The organism is Amycolatopsis sp. SB7-3 (genome assembly GCF_041021335.1).
In the GTDB taxonomy this organism is placed as follows: Bacteria; Actinomycetota; Actinomycetes; order Mycobacteriales; family Pseudonocardiaceae; genus Amycolatopsis; species Amycolatopsis japonica.
The window spans coordinates 202,676-219,174 of the sequence record NZ_JBFPJQ010000007.1 but is presented as its reverse complement, the minus strand read 5'-3'; the positions used below and the strand labels follow the sequence as shown (position 1 = coordinate 219,174).

17 protein-coding genes are annotated in these 16,499 nt (G+C 68.4%); 10 read left to right on the top strand and 7 right to left on the bottom strand.

Annotated elements, in window-relative coordinates:
- Window positions 1–7 precede the first annotated feature (7 nt).
- Both AB8M46_RS35850 and AB8M46_RS35845 read left to right on the top strand, forming a co-directional pair.
- Entirely contained in the window at window positions 8–1,204 is a 1,197-nt protein-coding gene (locus AB8M46_RS35850) for a GNAT family N-acetyltransferase (RefSeq protein WP_394363055.1), read from the top strand.
- A gap of 188 nt (window positions 1,205–1,392) precedes the next feature.
- The gene (locus AB8M46_RS35845; protein ID WP_394363054.1) at window positions 1,393–2,598 is read left to right on the top strand and encodes an acyl-CoA dehydrogenase family protein; all 1,206 of its coding nucleotides are present in this window, start codon (window positions 1,393–1,395) and stop codon (window positions 2,596–2,598) included.
- 57 nt (window positions 2,599–2,655) lie between these two features.
- Here AB8M46_RS35845 and AB8M46_RS35840 read toward each other — a convergent pair whose 3' ends face one another.
- From AB8M46_RS35840 to AB8M46_RS35825, 4 genes are all read right to left on the bottom strand, one after another.
- Window positions 2,656–3,621 (bottom strand): sporulation protein, encoded by a 966-nt coding sequence (locus AB8M46_RS35840; protein ID WP_037346276.1) that lies wholly within the window; start codon window positions 3,619–3,621, stop codon window positions 2,656–2,658.
- A 120-nt stretch (window positions 3,622–3,741) separates the two neighbouring features.
- Window positions 3,742–5,085, bottom strand: a complete 1,344-nt coding sequence (locus AB8M46_RS35835; RefSeq protein ID WP_394363053.1) for an erythromycin esterase family protein — start codon at window positions 5,083–5,085, stop codon at window positions 3,742–3,744.
- A gap of 192 nt (window positions 5,086–5,277) precedes the next feature.
- Window positions 5,278–6,120 carry a carbohydrate-binding protein gene (locus AB8M46_RS35830; protein ID WP_037346274.1) on the bottom strand — a complete coding sequence of 281 codons (843 nt, stop codon included), beginning with the start codon at window positions 6,118–6,120 and terminating at the stop codon, window positions 5,278–5,280.
- A 78-nt stretch (window positions 6,121–6,198) separates the two neighbouring features.
- Window positions 6,199–7,104: an AraC family transcriptional regulator gene (locus AB8M46_RS35825; RefSeq protein ID WP_037346272.1), complete on the bottom strand. Its 906-nt coding sequence runs from the start codon at window positions 7,102–7,104 to the stop codon at window positions 6,199–6,201.
- A 135-nt stretch (window positions 7,105–7,239) separates the two neighbouring features.
- Between AB8M46_RS35825 and AB8M46_RS35820 the strand changes: the two genes are divergently transcribed.
- The 6 genes from AB8M46_RS35820 to AB8M46_RS35795 all read left to right on the top strand — a co-directional run bounded on the left by AB8M46_RS35820 (window position 7,240) and on the right by AB8M46_RS35795 (window position 13,094).
- On the top strand, window positions 7,240–8,418 hold the full coding sequence (locus AB8M46_RS35820) for a glycosyltransferase 87 family protein (protein WP_394363052.1): 1,179 nt from the start codon (window positions 7,240–7,242) through the stop codon (window positions 8,416–8,418).
- A 72-nt stretch (window positions 8,419–8,490) separates the two neighbouring features.
- Window positions 8,491–8,883 (top strand): GntR family transcriptional regulator, encoded by a 393-nt coding sequence (locus tag AB8M46_RS35815; protein ID WP_037346270.1) that lies wholly within the window; start codon window positions 8,491–8,493, stop codon window positions 8,881–8,883.
- Entirely contained in the window at window positions 8,880–9,767 is an 888-nt protein-coding gene (locus AB8M46_RS35810) for an ABC transporter ATP-binding protein (protein WP_394363051.1), read from the top strand. The genes AB8M46_RS35815 and AB8M46_RS35810 overlap by 4 nt, the downstream gene beginning before the upstream one ends.
- The gene (locus AB8M46_RS35805; protein WP_394363050.1) at window positions 9,764–10,810 is read left to right on the top strand and encodes an ABC transporter permease; all 1,047 of its coding nucleotides are present in this window, start codon (window positions 9,764–9,766) and stop codon (window positions 10,808–10,810) included. The genes AB8M46_RS35810 and AB8M46_RS35805 overlap by 4 nt, the downstream gene beginning before the upstream one ends.
- A 10-nt stretch (window positions 10,811–10,820) precedes the next feature.
- Entirely contained in the window at window positions 10,821–11,570 is a 750-nt protein-coding gene (locus AB8M46_RS35800) for an SDR family NAD(P)-dependent oxidoreductase (RefSeq protein ID WP_394363049.1), read from the top strand.
- 267 nt (window positions 11,571–11,837) lie between these two features.
- The gene (locus AB8M46_RS35795) at window positions 11,838–13,094 is read left to right on the top strand and encodes a DUF222 domain-containing protein (RefSeq protein WP_394363048.1); all 1,257 of its coding nucleotides are present in this window, start codon (window positions 11,838–11,840) and stop codon (window positions 13,092–13,094) included.
- Between the two features lie 25 nt (window positions 13,095–13,119).
- Here AB8M46_RS35795 and AB8M46_RS35790 read toward each other — a convergent pair whose 3' ends face one another.
- Window positions 13,120–14,316 (bottom strand): FAD-dependent monooxygenase, encoded by a 1,197-nt coding sequence (locus tag AB8M46_RS35790; RefSeq protein ID WP_394363047.1) that lies wholly within the window; start codon window positions 14,314–14,316, stop codon window positions 13,120–13,122.
- A 19-nt stretch (window positions 14,317–14,335) separates the two neighbouring features.
- Complete coding sequence (locus AB8M46_RS35785) at window positions 14,336–14,905, bottom strand: TetR/AcrR family transcriptional regulator (protein WP_394363046.1); 570 nt, start codon at window positions 14,903–14,905, stop codon at window positions 14,336–14,338.
- A 189-nt stretch (window positions 14,906–15,094) separates the two neighbouring features.
- Here AB8M46_RS35785 and AB8M46_RS35780 point away from each other — a divergent pair, with 189 nt between their 5' ends.
- Complete coding sequence (locus tag AB8M46_RS35780) at window positions 15,095–15,283, top strand: hypothetical protein (protein ID WP_037346258.1); 189 nt, start codon at window positions 15,095–15,097, stop codon at window positions 15,281–15,283.
- 9 nt (window positions 15,284–15,292) lie between these two features.
- Here the strand turns inward: AB8M46_RS35780 and AB8M46_RS35775 are convergent, their stop codons facing one another.
- Window positions 15,293–16,249, bottom strand: a complete 957-nt coding sequence (locus AB8M46_RS35775) for a GlxA family transcriptional regulator (RefSeq protein ID WP_037346256.1) — start codon at window positions 16,247–16,249, stop codon at window positions 15,293–15,295.
- Between the two features lie 86 nt (window positions 16,250–16,335).
- On the opposite strand from AB8M46_RS35775, the gene AB8M46_RS35770 reads away from it, so the two are divergent.
- Window positions 16,336–16,479 carry a hypothetical protein gene (locus AB8M46_RS35770; RefSeq protein ID WP_394363045.1) on the top strand — a complete coding sequence of 48 codons (144 nt, stop codon included), beginning with the start codon at window positions 16,336–16,338 and terminating at the stop codon, window positions 16,477–16,479.
- Window positions 16,480–16,499: the final 20 nt, after the last annotated feature.

The following is a 16,499-nucleotide window of genomic DNA, read 5'->3' as shown; positions in this document are numbered from 1 at the left end:
TGTGCCCATGAAGATCCGTTCCACCACCGCCGACGACCGCGCCGTCTTCGTCGACACCATGTTCACCGCTTTCGCCCGGTTCCCGGACACCGCGGGCGAGACCTGGTCCGCGCTCGAAATGGACCGCGGCCTGCTCGCGGTGTCCGAGGACGGGCGGCCGGTCGGCACGGCCGCCGCGTACTCCTTCGAGCTGACGCTGCCCGGTGAGGTCGTCGTGCCGGCCGCCGGGGTGACCGCGGTCGGCGTCCTGCCCTCGCATCGTCGGCAAGGCGTGCTCAGCGCGATGATGCGGCACCAGCTCGCCGACTTCCGGGCCAGGGGCGAATTCCTCTCCGTCCTGCTGGCGTCGGAGGCCCTGATCTACCGCCGGTTCGGCTACGGACCGGCGACCTACACCCGGCGCCTGACGGTGCAGCGGCACCGGGCCGCCCTCGCCGTCCCCCGGGCGGCCGAGGTGGCCACCGGCTCGATCGAACTGCTGCGCCGGGCCGACTGCGGCGAGATCCTGGAAGCGGTCTACGACCGGTATCGCCGCGCCAGGCCCGGCGCGCTGTCGCGCCCGCACGGCTGGTGGGAAGCGGGGGCCGGGCAACCCCCGATCTCCCGGGCGCAGCGTCACGTCGCCGTGCATCGCGACGCCGACGGCGTCCCGGACGGTTACGCCTCCTATTCACTCACCGAACCCGACACCCTGACCGTCGACGAGACCATCGCCACCGACGACGCGGTGTCCACGGCACTGGCCAGGTTCCTGCTCGGGCACGACCTCGTCAGCGAAGTCGTGTTCAAGCACCGTCCGCTCGACGATCCGCTGCGCTGGCAGCTCGAAGACTTCCGCGCGGGCGAACTCGGCGGCGACACGGACTGGCTGTGGGTGCGGCTGCTCGACGTCCCCCGCGCGCTCACCGCCCGCGGCTGGCCGACCGACGGCGAGCTCGTCCTCGACGTCGGCGACCCGGCGCTCGGCGAGCACGGCCGCCATCTGCTCACCGTCCGGGACGGCGAGGCGGCCTGTGTCCCGACGGAGCGGGAACCCGATCTGTCCCTCGACGTGAGCGATCTGGGCTCGATCTATCTCGGCGGTACCACTCCGAGCACACTCGTGCGGGCGGGCCACATCCGCGCCCATCACCCGGAGGCCGCGGCGATGGCCGACGCTCTGTTCCGCACCGAGCGTCCGCCGCACTGCCTGCACTGGTTCTGATCGCGAGAAGGGCGCGGTCTCAGAGCGCGGACGTTCGTTGACACCCCAAAGTGCCACTGCTCTACTCGGACGCATGCGCTGTACGGCCTGAACAAGTGTCGCTCATCTTAGAGAAACACCCGGGAATTCCGGGCGCTCCGCCCTGCCCGGAATTCCCGTTCGCCCTCGCACAGAACGGAATTCACCCCATGACCACGACCGAGCCCCGGATCCGATCCGCCAATGAATGGCTGTCGGCCGCGAAGGAGGTCGCCGCGGAACTCGCGGTGAACGCGGCCGAGCGCGACCGGAAGAACGAAACGCCCTACGCGGAAGTCCGGCTGCTCAAGGAATCCGGCCTGGTGACGCTGCTCGGCCCGGTCGAGCACGGCGGAGGCGGCCAGAGCTGGGAGACCGCCTATCGCGTCATCCGCGAGGTCGCCCGAGGTGACGGCTCGATCGGCCAATTGCTCGGCTACCACTATCTCTGGGCCTGGGCCGCCCGCCTCGTGGCGACCGACGACCAGATCGCCGCCGTCGAAGAACTGTATACGCGAAACGATTTCTTCTTCGGCGGTGCGGTCAACCCCCGCGATTCCGATCTGAAGATCACCGAGGACGGCGACGAGATCGTCTACAATGGACACAAGTCGTTCTCCACCGGAAGCAAGGTCTCGGATCTGACCGTGCTGGAGGGCGTCCTCGAAGGCACCGAGGACCACATTTTCGCGATCGTCCCGTCCGACCAGGACGGAATCGTCTTCCACGACGACTGGGACAACATCGGCCAGCGGCTCACCGAATCGGGCAGCGTGACCATCACCGACGTGCGCGTCCCTTGGGCGAGCGCGGCGGGCTACGTCGACAAGAAGTTCCACCCGCTGACCTACAACACGCTCAACGTCCCGGCGATCCAGCTGGTGTTCGCCAACTTCTATCTCGGCATCGCACAAGGCGCCCTCGAAACCGCGCTGGCGTACACGCGCGAGCACACCCGGGCGTGGCCGTACGGCGGCGACAACAAGCCGTCCGCCGGCGAGGAGTGGTACATCCTCGACGGCTACGGGGATCTCCAGTCGAAGCTGTGGGCCGCCGAGGCGCTGGTGGACAAGGCCGGCACCGCGATCTCCGCCGTGCTGCACGCTCCGCGCGAGGAACTGACCCCCGAGGCACGCGGCGAGATCGCGGTTCTCATCGCCGCCGCCAAACAGCGCGTGATCGACACCGGCCTCGAAATCGGCACGAAGATCTTCGAGCTGACCGGCGCCCGCGCGAGCGCCACGAAATACGGTCTGGACCGGTTCTGGCGGAATCTGCGGACGCACTCCCTGCACGATCCGGTGGCGTACAAACGCCGTGAAGTCGGTGCTTACGCGCTGCTGAACGAACTCCCGGAGCCCACCTGGTACACCTGAGTCCCGGCGAAGTGACTTCTGGGCACACCGGCGAGCCGGTGTGCCCAGAAGGCCGGATCACTCCTCGAAACCCTCGTCGCCGCCGTCGAAGACGTCCTCCATGACCTCGCCGAGGATCATGCCGCCGACCACACCGGCCGCGGCACCGGCGACCACACCGCCCATCCCCGGACCACGCCTGCCGTGGTGCCCGTGGTGGTCGTACTCGTGGCCGTAGTGCTCCTGGTGCCCGCCGAACATGGCGTGCCCGCCGCCGGATTCGGCGACCTTGGCCAGCCAGCCGTCGATGGCGGCGGCCCAGTCGGTGCGCAGCGCCTCCTCGTGCGAGACGTGGAAGCGGCCGAAGGAGTCGCCGCCGGAGCGGAACATGCCGCCGCGCTTGTCCGCCTCCAGCACCACCACGAGGTCGTCCGGGCTCGCGACGAAGGTCAGCTCCACCTGGCTGACCCGCCCGGCGTAGCGCGACGGCGGGAAGAACTCGATCTCCTGGAAGAACCCGAGCTCCTGCCGCACGCCGTGCAACCGCCCGGCCTCCACGTCGGCACTGCGGAAGGAGAAGCCCAGCTCGCCGAACGCCTCCAGCACCCGGTCCTGCGATTCCAGCGGCCCGACGAGCACCGGGTCGAGGTCGCCCTTGTCCGGCGCGCCGGCGATGACGAGTTCGGTGCGCACGCCGACGACCATGCCCGGCAGCTCACGCCCGCCCACCGCGCTGATCGGCGTCTCCCACGGCAAGGCGATCTGGAACGGGACGGTCGTCAGCTGCCCCGCCGTCACCCGTACCTTGCGGCCGGCACTGACCCGCAGGAACTCCGCGGTCCCGGCCCGCTCGTGGTCGCCGTGCTCGACCTCGACCCTGGTGACCAGCGAAAGCAGGATCTCCTCGATCTGGGCGTCGCTCGAACCGCCCTGGATGCGGACCTGGCCGGTGATCACCTCGCCGGGGACGGCGTGCGGCGAGTCGAGCACGGTGTCGACGGACGGGCCGCCGACCCCGAAGGCGCTGAGCATCCGTTTGAACATCAGGGATTTCCTCCGCTGGGTACTGGAACAGGGGGTACCGGAACACTTCGACTACTACCGAGATCCGTCGCGGCACGCCAGGAAAACCGGGTTAAAAACCCCTAAACGGGCGCGACGTCACTACCTTCTCAGATCAGCCTGGCGGACGTCGTGCAGGTGGATGACGACGTCGTAGGAGCGGCCGAGCGAGATGTCCGCCGGGTCGACGGGGAACAGCGTGCCGATGGTGCGGGTGGGCCGGGCGGTGTCCAGCCAGGCGCGGGCGGCGGGCGGCGCGGTGCGCAGGTCCAGGTAGAAGTCGTCGAACCGGACCCGGTCGAGGGTGTCCTCGTTCGTCCCGGACGGCGCGGCCGGGACGGAGAACGGCTTCCACTCGCCACCGACCGCGGTGTCCTTGGACAGGAAGGAACCCCGGTCGAAGCTGAACCCGATCGGCAGGTAGCCGCGGCCCAGCGTCTCGCGCAGGAAGGCGCCTTGGGTCTTCGGGTAGATCGACGGCATGTCGGGGATGTACGCGACGTGGGCGTTGTGGGCGGAGAGCAGGATCTTGTGGCCGGTCCGCCGCTGCCACCAGGCCACGTTCTGCGCCATCGCCTGGTCGCGCAGGATCTGGGCCGCGGGCAGCCCCTTCGGATCCGCGAGATCGACGGCGAGGAAGCGGGCGGTCTGCGCGACGAACCGGGCGTGCTGCTCGGTCCAGCCGTGGGCGTCCGCGCCGGTCAGCCCCTTGACCAGCTCGAAGGCCTGCTCCGCCTGTGTGGCGAGCCGCCGTCGCTCGTCGACGGGTTTACGCACGTAGGCGAACGCGTCGTCGATCGGGCGCAGTCCCGTGTACAGCTCGTTGAGCCGGGGCAGCGCCTCCGGATGATGCCTGCCGATGTAGTCGGTGATCCGCGCGAAGAAAGCGTCGTTCACCGAAGGCGCGCCGAGGTCGTCACCGACGAAGTGCACCGTGCGATCGGGGTGCGCGCGGTTGTGATCGCGCATCCACCGGATCAGGCTGACGAACTCCTCGCGATCCCACGGGGATCCTGCCAACGTGCGCTTCGCGATCTCACGGGCGTCGCCGCGCCCGGTCTGGACGTACTCGTCGATCTCCAGGCCGGCGGACCAGCTGAGCTCCAGCGCGAAGGCCCGGAACCCCTTTTCCTCCACGAGGTAGCGGAACACCCGCTCCTTCATGGTGAAGAACTCGTGGGAGCCGTGGGTCGCCTCGCCGAGGCCGACCACCTTCGCGTCGGCGATCATCCCGCCCAGCGCCCGGAGATCGGCAGTGTTGCGGCCCGGTTCGGTCGAGCGCAGCGGATACGCCGCCCGGTCCAGCGACCGCACCGGATCCCGCCAGGTCGTGGTCGTCTCCGCCGCGAGAGCCGGACTCGTCAGGGGAGCGAGCATCGCCCCCGTCACCACCACGGCGGCGGCCACCACTCCCCGTCTAGCCCACCGTTTCCGGCCGTTCGTCATACCGTTCATCCCTTCGTTCCGCTGTCGAAATCGATCATCGTCGACGGAACGGTGGGCCCGCATTGAAGCAAAGCTCCTACTTGGGGTGGGGTTTTCCTCACCCCAAGGGAAGCGGGTGGACCCCGCCGCCGGGGTGTGGGACCCGGCGGCGGGAATCCACCCGCGTTTATCTCCCTCCGCAGCGGCTGTCCGTCACTCCGCGCGCCACAACGCGGGTGTGGACGGCGGCTCCCAGCCGGGCTGGGCGGTGTGCGCCTGCAAGCACACGTAACCGCGACCGCTGTAGGTGACCCGGGCGCCCGCGGAATAGCCGGTTCCCGCCGCCCAGGTCGTCCCGCCGGGCGGGTTGGAGGTCGAAGTCGACGTCGTCGGCGTCGTACTGGTCGGCCGCGAGGTCGACGTCGGCGTCTGCGGCACGTTCAACACGAAGTCGAACGCCGCCTCCTTGGCCGTGCCCGCGTCCCGGACGGTCATCAGCAGCCGCGGATCGAAGATCGTGTCGGTGTTGTTGCGCGGCTCGTTGGGGAAGTAGAGCTGCGTGGTCAGCACCGGCCTGCCGGGCGCCTGGACCTTGACGTGGATGTGCCGCGTACGACCGGGGTACAGGCCGGGCACGATGGTGCTCAGCGAGAACGCGCCCTGGTCGTTCGTGAACTGGTGACCGCGGAAGGTGTACCCCACGTTGTCGTAGGCGCCGTTGACGTCCGCCTGCCAGAAGTCCAGCAGTGCCCGCGCGATCGGCAGGCAGCCGAGCCCGAACACGTAGCCGGACACGGTGAGCCGCGTTCCCGGCGTGCCCGCCGTGACGAGCGAGGTGCGCTGCGGGGAATTCGGCTTGAAATAAGGACCTTCGGTCTGCGGAATGGTCGGGTCGTCCCCGTCGTCGCAGTACGGGGTCAGCTCGGGTGCCTGGCCGCTCGCGACGGTGGTGCGTGCGAGAGCGGGGCCGCCGATCAACGCGACCGGAGCCGCCACACCCGCGGCGATCGCGGCCTTCAGCACGGTCTTCCGGCTGAGCTTGTTCTCTTCGTCCATACCTGCTCCTCGTGGGGGCTTCGGGAATCACCCTCGACGGTATGGAGAAGATCAGCTGCGGACGATGGACTGGGTTGGTCAGTCGTGGTGAATCTCCGGGGGCGCGTCTCCGGTCCGGCGGTAATCCCCGGGGCTCAACCCCGTTTCCCGCCGGAAGAACCGGCAGAAATACGCGGGATCCGCGAAACCGACCCGGCTGGCGACCTGCCGCACGGTGAGATCCGTGCCGAGCAGGAACCGTTTCGCCTCCCGTGTCCGCGCCTCGCGCATCAGTTGTGCCGCCGTCCGGCCGGTCGCCGTTTTCACCGCGTCCGTGAGATATCCCGGCGTGACCCCGATACGTTCCGCGAGCGCGCCGACCGACCAGAGCCCGAGGTCGGGTCTGCCGAGCAACCGGGCGAATTCCGTGCCCACCGCCTGAGCCCTGGCAGGCGGACGCGGATCCGCCAGGCCGGGAAGCCGTCCCGCCCGCACGATCAGCACGTGCATCAGGGCCCGCAGCACCGAATCGGTACCCTGCCCGCCACAACGGAATTCCTCGTCGAGTTCGGCGACCAGCCGCGCCGTCTCCTCGGCCGCGCGTTCGTCGAGCCGCCACGGCTGCTGGCTGAGCCTTCGCAGGGTTTCGCGATCCGACGGGTGTTCGAGCAGGAAATCGTCGGTGAACAACACGACGAATCCGGTGAGATCGCGGGCATCCCAATGATGCACCTGCCCCGGTGTTATGACCGCGAGTTGCGGCGGCCCCAATTCCCATCGGGTGAAATCGATGACGTGGTCACCGGTGCCGCCGGTGACATGGACGATTTCGTAGAAGGTGTGCCGATGCGGGAACGCCGCCCGCGACATCGGCCCGATCGTGTCGAAGGTGCCGACCGTGAACGGCAGGGCGTCCGGCGCGCGGACCTCCAGCCGATGCAGTGGCAATTCCCCCGCCTTCGGTTTCAGGCAAGGCGTCCTCGGCAACACCGTCGTTCCGCGCATGGATCGGTCCCTTTCACCACACTGGGGAATGAAAAGTCTAGACCAATGTTCGCGCCGTGACTGCCGACGGAAGTCGCTTCTCACCCGCCGGGTACAGTCGAGATCATCGACGCACGTCCGAAGGGTCACCACGCGATGTCTCCCACCCAGTCGCGCGGTCGGGCCCGATGGTCGCTCGGCGCGTTCGCCGCTTTGGCGCTGGCGTGCGCCGTGGCCATGGCGACGGCGGGCACTTCCCACAGCGACCTCGAGATCTACCGTTTCGGCGTCGACACGCTGTGGAGCGGCGGCGATCTCTACGGCGCGTTGCCGCTTTCCGACGCCGGCATCCCCCTGCTGTTCATCTACCCGCCGTTCGCCGCGTTGGTGCTCACCCCGCTGACACTGGTGCCGTGGACGGGCGCGGTACTCCTGCTATTCGCGCTCAGCCTGGCCGCGCTGGGCATCACCTTCTACGGGATCGTCCGCACGCTGTGGCCGTCTGGGAACCGGCGGAAGGCGTTGCTCGTCTCGTCGCTGGCGATCACCCCGGCGCTCTTCCTCGAACCGGTCCGCCAGACACTCGGTTTCGGCCAGATCAACCTGTTGCTGATGGGTCTCGTCGCGGCCGACTGCCTGCTGGCGCGGGGCCGTTACCGGGGTATCGGCGTCGGTCTCGCCGCGGCCGTCAAGCTGACGCCGATGGCGTTCCTGCTGTTCTTCCTGGTGCGCAAGGACTTCCGTGGCGCGCTGACCGCGGTGGGCACGTTCGTGGCCGCCTCGGCCCTCGCGTTCGCGGTCGCGCCGGAGGCGTCCGCGCGCTACTGGTTCGGCGGGCTCGCCGGGGCGTCCGGGATCAGCGGCACGTCGTTCCACACCAACCAGACCCTGCAAGCGGTGCTGGCGCGCTTCGGCGTCGAGTCCGCCGCGAAACCGCTCTGGATCGTCCTCACCGGTGTGCTGCTGGTGCTGGTGACGGTGACCATGTACCGCTCGGCGCCGGTGCCGGCGCTGCTGCTGAACGCGACGTTCGCCCTACTCATCTCGCCGACGTCGTGGTCGCATCACTGGGTGTGGATCGCCCCGGCGCTGTTCACCACCATCGCCTTCGCCGTGCTCAGGCGTCAGGATCGCCGCAGGGCGGCAGCCTGGCTAGCCGTCACCGGCGTCGTCGCCACGATCTTCGTCGCGGCCCCGTTCCGGTACTTCCCGGCCTTCGACCGGCCGGGCCAGACATGGACGACCGCCCAGCAGTGGCTGGGAAACTGCTACGTCCTCGCGGGCTTGGTCTTCCTCGCCGTCGCCGGTGTGCTCGCGCTACGGAAGCGCGTTTAGCGATCCCTCCGTCTTGACACCGCGCTCCTTCATGTCTCTATAGTACTAGGTAACTAGATAAATGGAGTTACCATGATCGAGTTCCACCTCGAGGACCACTCCGGCCTGTCGCCGTACCTGCAGCTCGTCCGCCAGGTGCGGCAGGCGCTGCGGCTCGGCCTGCTCGCCGAGGGCGACCAGCTGCCGACGGTCAAGGAAGTGGTGGCCCGGCTGGCGATCAACCCCAACACCGTGCTCAAGGCGTATCGCGAGCTCGAACACGAGGGCCTCGTCGCCGCGAGGCCGGGCGTCGGCACCTTCGTGACCGCGACGCTCACCGATGGATCCCTCGCCGCGCACGGCCCCCTGCGGATGGATCTGCAGCGCTGGCTGGCGAAGGCCCGCAAGGCCGGGCTCGACGACGAGAGCATCGAGGCGCTGTTCATGACGACCTTTCGGACCGTCGCCGGAGAGGAAATAGCATGACCGCCGTCCTGCGGACAGAGGGTCTCGGCAAGAGATACGGCAAGAACTGGGCGCTTTCCGAGTGCACGCTGGACATCCCGGCCGGGCACGTGGTCGGGCTGGTGGGCCCCAACGGAGCGGGCAAGACCACGTTGCTGAACATGGCCGCCGGCCAGCTGCCGCCGACCACCGGCCGGATCACCGTGCTGGGCGGGCGTCCCGGCGCCAGCCCGGCCCAGCTCGCGAAGGTCGGCTTCGTCGCGCAGGACACCCCGACCTACGCCGGTCTTTCCGTCGCGGACCACCTGCGACTCGGCGCACGGCTCAACCCAGGCTGGGACGACGCGCTGGCCAGGGACCGCATCGCCCGGCTCGGTCTCGATCCCACGCGCAAGGCCGGGAAACTCTCCGGCGGTCAACGCGCCCAGCTCGCCCTAACCCTCGGCGTGGCGAAACGGCCGGAACTGCTGCTCCTCGACGAACCGGTCGCCGCGCTCGATCCCTTGGCGCGCCGCGAATTCCTGCAGGGGCTGCTCGAAGCCACCGTCGAGCAGGAACTGAACGTGGTGCTGTCGTCCCATCTGGTCTCGGATCTGGAACGCGCCTGCGATTTCCTGATCGTGCTCATCGATTCCCGCGTGCAGGTGTCCGGCGAGGTCGAGACCCTGCTCGCCACCCACCACCGTCTCACCGGCCCGCGCCGGGACGCCGCCAGGCTCCCGTCGAGCCAGCACGTCGTCTCGGAAAGCCATACGGACGTCCAAAGCACCTTCGTCGTGCGCACCGAGGAACCGATCCACGATCCGGTGTGGACGGTGAGCAAGCTGAGCCTCGAAGATCTCGTCCTGGCCTACCTGACCAAAACCACCGCGAACCACCGGCGGATCCTGGAGGTCCGGAGATGATCTGGCTGACCTGGCGTCAATTCCGGCTCCCGGCCGCGGCCGTGTTCGGGGCCTTGGCGGTACTAGCGCTCGTCCTGGCCGTCACCGGGCCGGCCATCTCCGGCGAATACGCCACCGGGATCGCGACCTGCGCGGGCGACACCGCCGCCTGCGACGACTTCATCGAGCGCTTCCTCAACGACCACCAGAACACCTTCCTGGCCGTCACCGCGCTCGTGCTCCTGCTGCCCGCGCTCATCGGCCTCTTCTGGGGCGCGCCGCTGTTCACCCGCGAACTCGAAGCCGGGACGCATCGGCTGATCTGGAACCAGAGCGTCACCAGGACACGGTGGCTGGCGGTGAAACTCGGGATCACCGGCGTGGCCGCGATGCTCGCCGGTGGCGTGGGCAGCCTGGCGGTGACCTGGTGGGCGACCACCTTCGAAACGGCCGCCGTGAAGGATTTCCCACGGCTTTCGGCGATGGTGTTCGACGCGCGCGGTGTCGTCCCCATCGCGTACTCCGCGTTCGCCTTCGCGCTCGGCGTCACCATCGGCATGCTGGTGCGCCGCAGCCTGCCCGCGATGGCCGTCACGCTGGCCGCGTTCGCGGTGATCCAGGTCGCCGTGCCGATCGTCGTGCGGCCCCATCTGCTGCCCTCGATCGACGCGACCCTGGAACTCTCTCCGTCCACTGTGGATGGAATCGGCCGGAACCCGAACACCGGGGTGCTGCATTTCGAAGCCAAGGCACCGGATCCCGGCGGCTGGCTGCTGGCGGGCGAAACCGTCGACGCTTCCGGCAAACCCGTCGAGAACGTCACCATGCCGACGTCGACCGGCCCGTGTTCGTCCTCGGCGCCACCCGGCGGCCGCGGCACCGGAGCGGACCCGATGGACCTGTGCCTGGCCGAAATCAACCAGCTCGGCTACCGGCAGCACGTGATCTACCATCCGCCCACACGATTCTGGCCGTTCCAATGGATCGAAAGCGCGCTGTATCTGGTGCTCGCCCTCGGTCTCGCGGGATTCTGTTTCTGGTGGATCCGCCGCCGTCTCGCCTGAAAGGACCCCGATGCTCGACCTGACCGGTACCACCACGCTCGTCACCGGGGCCAGCGGCGGGATCGGCCGCGGCATCGCGCTGCGGTTCGCCGAGGCGGGCAGCGCCGTCGCCGTGCACTATCACCGTGACGAGGCATCGGCGCTCGCCGTCGTCGACCGGATCCAGGAGGCGGGCGGCACCGCGAAGACGTTCGCCGCCGACCTCACCGACGACGGCGAATGCCGACGGCTCGTGACGGCTGCCGCCGCCTGGACCGGACGACTGGACACCCTGGTCAACAACGCCGGCGTGCAGCCGATCGAACCCCTGCCGGAGATGTCGGCGGAAAGCTGGCGCGCCGTCCTCGACGCGAACCTCACCAGCGCGTTCTCGTGCACCCAAGCCGCGGCCGCGGTGATGAACGGCGGCAGCGTCATTCATATCGCCTCGATCGAAGCGACCCAGCCCGCGCCGGGACATGCGCACTACAGCAGCGCGAAGGCCGCCCTGGTCATGCACGCCCGCGCCGCCGCGCTCGAATACGGCTCGCGAGGACTGCGCGTCAACGCCGTCTCCCCCGGCCTGATCGAGCGCCCCGGCCTCGACGACGCCTGGCCGGAGGGCGTCCGCCGCTGGCGACAGGCCGCGCCGCTGGACAGGCTCGGCACTCCTGGCGACGTCGCGAACGCCTGCCTTTTTCTCGCCTCGCCGCTCGCGTCGTGGATCACGGGGCACAACCTGACGGTGGATGGAGGTGTCTCCGCGCGTCCCACTTGGTGATCGCGGCGTTTCTTGCCCAGGTGACGCGGCCGGCAGGCATGGTGTACGGGTGGCACGGCACTTAACGACGGGGATGAGTCCTTATAGGACAGCGCTGCGACGGCCTTGTGCGGGGCACCCGTATTTCCTCCATGGGCAACCCCACCCGAAGCTTCCGCGTGAATCCTTCAGCATCCGCTTCGGCGAATCAAGCCACCGTTTTATTGAGAACGATATAGTCCGAACGTACGATAGCACAGGTGTTCGAACCTGCGTACCGTTGATCTTGTGTCCAGCGACGATGTATCCCCGAAGACGTCCACCGAGTGGTGGCGCGTCGACACCGCGACGCTGCACGCGCGTAAACAGGAACTCGAAGTTCTTAAGCGCCAACTGGATGCCGAGCAGAACGCGATCCTCGCTGAGATCAATTCCCGCGGGATTCGGGGCTGCAGCGGTCATTCGACGCTGGCTGGGCTGATTCTCGAGGATTTCCTGGTGTCGGACAAGGAAGCCGCCGCCCGCGCCGACCGGGTCCTGGCCCTGCATCCCGGCCCCGCTATCGGCGGGGATCCCGAACCACCGTTGGCGCCGTTGACGGCTGAGGCTGCTGCGGAGGGCGCGATCGGTGGTGGCCAGATCGACGCGATCATCAAGACTCTCGCCCGGATCCCGTCCAGTGTTCCTGAGGACGATGTGCGGGCCGGGGAGAAGATCCTCGTCGAACTGGCCAGACATGCGGGGCCACGGCAAATCGCCCGCGCCGGACGCCGCCTGCTGGACGAACTCGACCCCGACGGCAAAGAACCCCGCAACGACGATCCGAAAGACACCCGCCCGGAACTACGGTTCATCAAACACCGCGACGGCACCCTCGGCCTCAAAGCGAGACTCGACCTGGAAACCTACGCCCGCCTCAAATCCGACCTCGATCCGATGGCCAAACCCCACAAAGCCATCGACGGAGTCCGCGACTCCCGCACCCAGGACGAACGCTACGGCGACGCCTTCACCGACTACGTCCGGTTGAAGACCACCAGCCGCAACCTCCCCGGCCAAGCCGGGGAAGCCACCCACATCCTCATCACCATGTCCTACGACGACCTGATCCGCGACATCGGCGAAGCCCACCTCGACCTCGTCGGACCGATCAGCGCCACCGACGCCCGCATCCTCGCCTGCGACGCCCGCGTCAGACCCGGAGTCCTCGGCACCGCAGGCGAACCCCTCGACATCGGCCGCTCCAAACGCACCGTCTCCCTCGCCCAGAAATACGCACTCACCCTCCGCGACGGCGGCTGCGCCTTCCCAGGCTGCGACATGCCCGTCCCCCGCTGCACCGCCCACCACATCGTTTTCTGGCGACACCACGGCGAAACAAAAATCGACAACCTCGTCCTGCTCTGCACCAAACACCACCGGCTGATCCACCGCAGCGAATGGAAAGTCCAGATCGCCCAAGACGGACTCCCCGAATTCACCCCGCCCGCCTACCTCGACCCGACCGGAACACCAAGGAGGAACACCATGCACCTCAGGACATAGGCCGACCCCGCGAAGCTTCCGAAAGTCACCGGCTCCGGATCTCGGCCCCACGCTTCAGATTCGTCACCAACGCCGTCGATTTACCCGTGACGGCGGCCGCGAGTGGTCGTTCGAGTCCCGGGAGCCGGGCCACGTGAAGGAACGCCCGGCGCGCCAGGAGCAGGAACCGATTGGCGGGCAGGAACCATCGCGCGCCTCGCCGGGCGACCTGCTGCTTTTCGGTCACCACCGGGCGGACCAGACGCTCGTACTCCGCGAGCGCGGTCTCGATCGAGGGCGCCCGGGTGAGTTGCTCGGCCAGAACGAACGCGCCCGCGATACCCAGTGAAGCGCCCTGCCCGGCGAGAAGTGAGACGGCGTAACAAGAATCCCCGACGAGCACGACCCGCCCACGGCTCCAGGAAGACATCTCGATCTGCGCGACCTGGTCGTAGTACACCTCGCCCGGCGGCGGGCACAGATCGAGCGCCTTCGGCACCGCCCAGCCGAGCGAACCGTAAGTCGCGCGCAACGCCGCCCGCGTGTCGTCCGGCAGGGCCGGGTCCGTCGTGCGGTGCACGGCGAACGCCGCGAGTTTGCCGTCGCGGAGACCGTAGAAACCCATCTGCATCCCGACCGTGTCGGTCAGACAGAACCGCTCGCCCACCTGCGCGCGAATTTCCTCGTCCTCGAAAACGAAGGCCGCCGTATGAAAACCGAGATGACGCAAGAACCGGCTCTCTTCACCGAAGACCAGCCGCCGCACGGCCGAATGGATCCCGTCGGCCCCGACCAGCAGATCGGCTTCGAGGGTCTCGCCGTCCGCCAAGGTAACCCGCACGCGGTCGCCGAGGTCCTCGACGCCGGTGACCCCGGCACCGAATCGAACGTCCACTGTGGATGGAAGACCGGTACGCAGTACCCGTTCCAGATCCGGCCGCATGATGCTGCAGAGCCGTCCCCGCACCGATTTGGCGAACTGGACGTAGTCGATCGCCGCCCGGCGGCGGCCGCGCTCGTCCAGCAAGCTCGCCTCGTCCACCTGATACGCCGCTTCCTCGACCTGGGGCAGCAGTCCCATTTCCTCGACGGCGTCGAACCCTGGACCGAAGAAGTCGATCATGTACCCCTGTTGCCTCGGCCCCGCGGCCCGTTCCAGCACCACGACTTCGACATCCAGCGCCGCGAGCCGGTGCGCCAGCGCCAGACCCGTGATCCCGGCCCCGCAGATCGCCACCTTCATGGGGGTCCCTCCCTTTCGTTCAGCCGACCAGCCTGCGCAGGACGGCCGGGGAGACGATCCGGCCGGACTCCGGTCCGAGCGCCCGATGCAGCAGAAGCCCGTCCACCGCGGCGAGGAGTGCCGCCGCCGTGTCCTCGGCGTCGGCCACTCCCCGCTCCGCCAGCCACCCACCGAACCTGGTGCGCAAGCCGGCGAGCAGTTCGCGGATGCCTTGGCGCAAGGTGTCATCGCGGGTCGCGGCGAGATAGGCCTCGGCGAACAGCAACGACATCGGGTCGGTGCCGGAGTATTCGCCGACCGACGCCAGCAGCGCGTCCACCGCGTCGGCCGGTGTCTCGACGGATTCCAGCGCCGGCTCGAAAGCGACCGCGACCTCACGCATCGCGCCGAGCACCGCCTCGATCATCAAGGCCTGCAGCGACGGGAAGTGGTAGTGCACGACGCTCGGCGTGACACCCGCGCGCTCGGCCAGGATCCGGGTGCTGACCGCGGACCAGCCGAGTTCGGGCACGAGTGCGACGGCCGCTTCGAGCAACCGTTGCCGGACGAGCTTGCCACGCGCCGCGGCCGGGGATCCTGCCACCGTCATCTCCTAGGGCGTTCGTCCTGTACGACTGCCCTGATCGTATGCCCGGATCCGGCCGCGGTGCAAACTCATGCCCTCTTCGGCCCGCGCCCGGGGTTCACCCTGAAACCCCCGCACGGGGCAAAAATGACCTCTTCCTCCCCCGGAACGGTCGCGAAGCTTGCTCTTCCGAACCCGTTTCCTGGAGGACACATGGTCTCGAAACCCCGCCTCGCCCTGGGAATGCTCGTCTTGGCCGCCTTGGCGGGCGGGCTGCTCGCCTTGCTCATCTCGCTCGACGTCGGCGCGTTCTGGGCCAAGACGCTGCCGCTCGTCTTCCTGGCCGGTGGCGCGGCGTTCGCGCAATCCCTCGGGTTGTTCAACAAGCCATCGAAGGACTGAGACCGAACGTCAAACCCGCTGCGGCGCGAAGGTTCGTCGGTAGTCCTGCGGGGAAACGCCGACGACCTTGTGGAAATGGTGACGCAGCAAGGCTCCTGAGCCGAAGCCGCAGCGACGCGCGACCTCGTCGATGCTCATCGTCGTCTCTTCGAGCAGCGACCTCGCGTGCAGAACCCGTTGTGTCGAAAGCCATCGGTGCGGTGTGGTGCCCGTCTCCGCGACGAACTTGCGGGCGAAGGTGCGTTCGGACATCCGTGCCCGGCGGGCCAGATCGGCGACCGGATGTTCGTGGTCGATGGTGTCGAGCATCCAGGCGAGCACCGGCTGAAGGCTGTCCCCGGTGCATTCCGGGATCGGCACCTCGACGAACTGGCGTTGCCCGCCTTCCCGTTGCGGGGGCACCACCATGCGCCGGGCGATCGCGGTGGCCGCGGCGGAGCCGAGTTCGCGGCGGACCAGATGCAGGCACGCGTCGATGCCGGCGGCCGTTCCGGCGCTGGTGATGATGTCGCCGTCGTCGACGAAGAGGACGTCCGGATCCAGCTTCGCCTCGGGAAAACGCTTCCGGAACCGCTCGCTGTGCCGCCAGTGGTTCGTGCACCGCCGCCCGTCGAGCAGCCCCGCGGCGCCCAGCACGAACGCGCCGGTGCACACCGAAAGCAGCGTGGCCCCTCGCGCCGAAACCGCACGGAGCGCCTCGAGTACGGCGGGTGGATATTCGTCGCGCACGTCGCAGGCGGGGACGACGACGAGGTCCGCGTCTTCGGTCGCTTCGAGACCGTGTTCCGGGGTGACCTTGACGCCGTGACCGAGGCTCAGCGGCTCTCCGGCCCGCTCCCCGCACACGCGGAAGTCGAGCAGCGGCACTCCGTCATCGGTGCGGTCGTAACCGAACACCTCGCAGACGACACCGAACTCGAACGCGGCGAAGTCGTCCAGCAGCACCACGGCGACGCTCTTCAGCATGTCCGAAGCATAGCTGGCAGGATTTTGTCGCACAACGACAGAACTGCCACTTTTGGCAGGATGTCGAGCGGCGCAAACTTACTGCCATGACCGCAATCATCGTCATCCTCGCCCTGATCGCCCTCGTCACCTACCTGCTGGAGCGCAACCACGCGCGGCAGGGCCGCCCGGACACCGCCGGCGGCGACCCGCTCGGCCGGCCCTTCTGGAAAGGAGGTGCCACGGCCTAATCCCTTCAAACCGGAAGCGG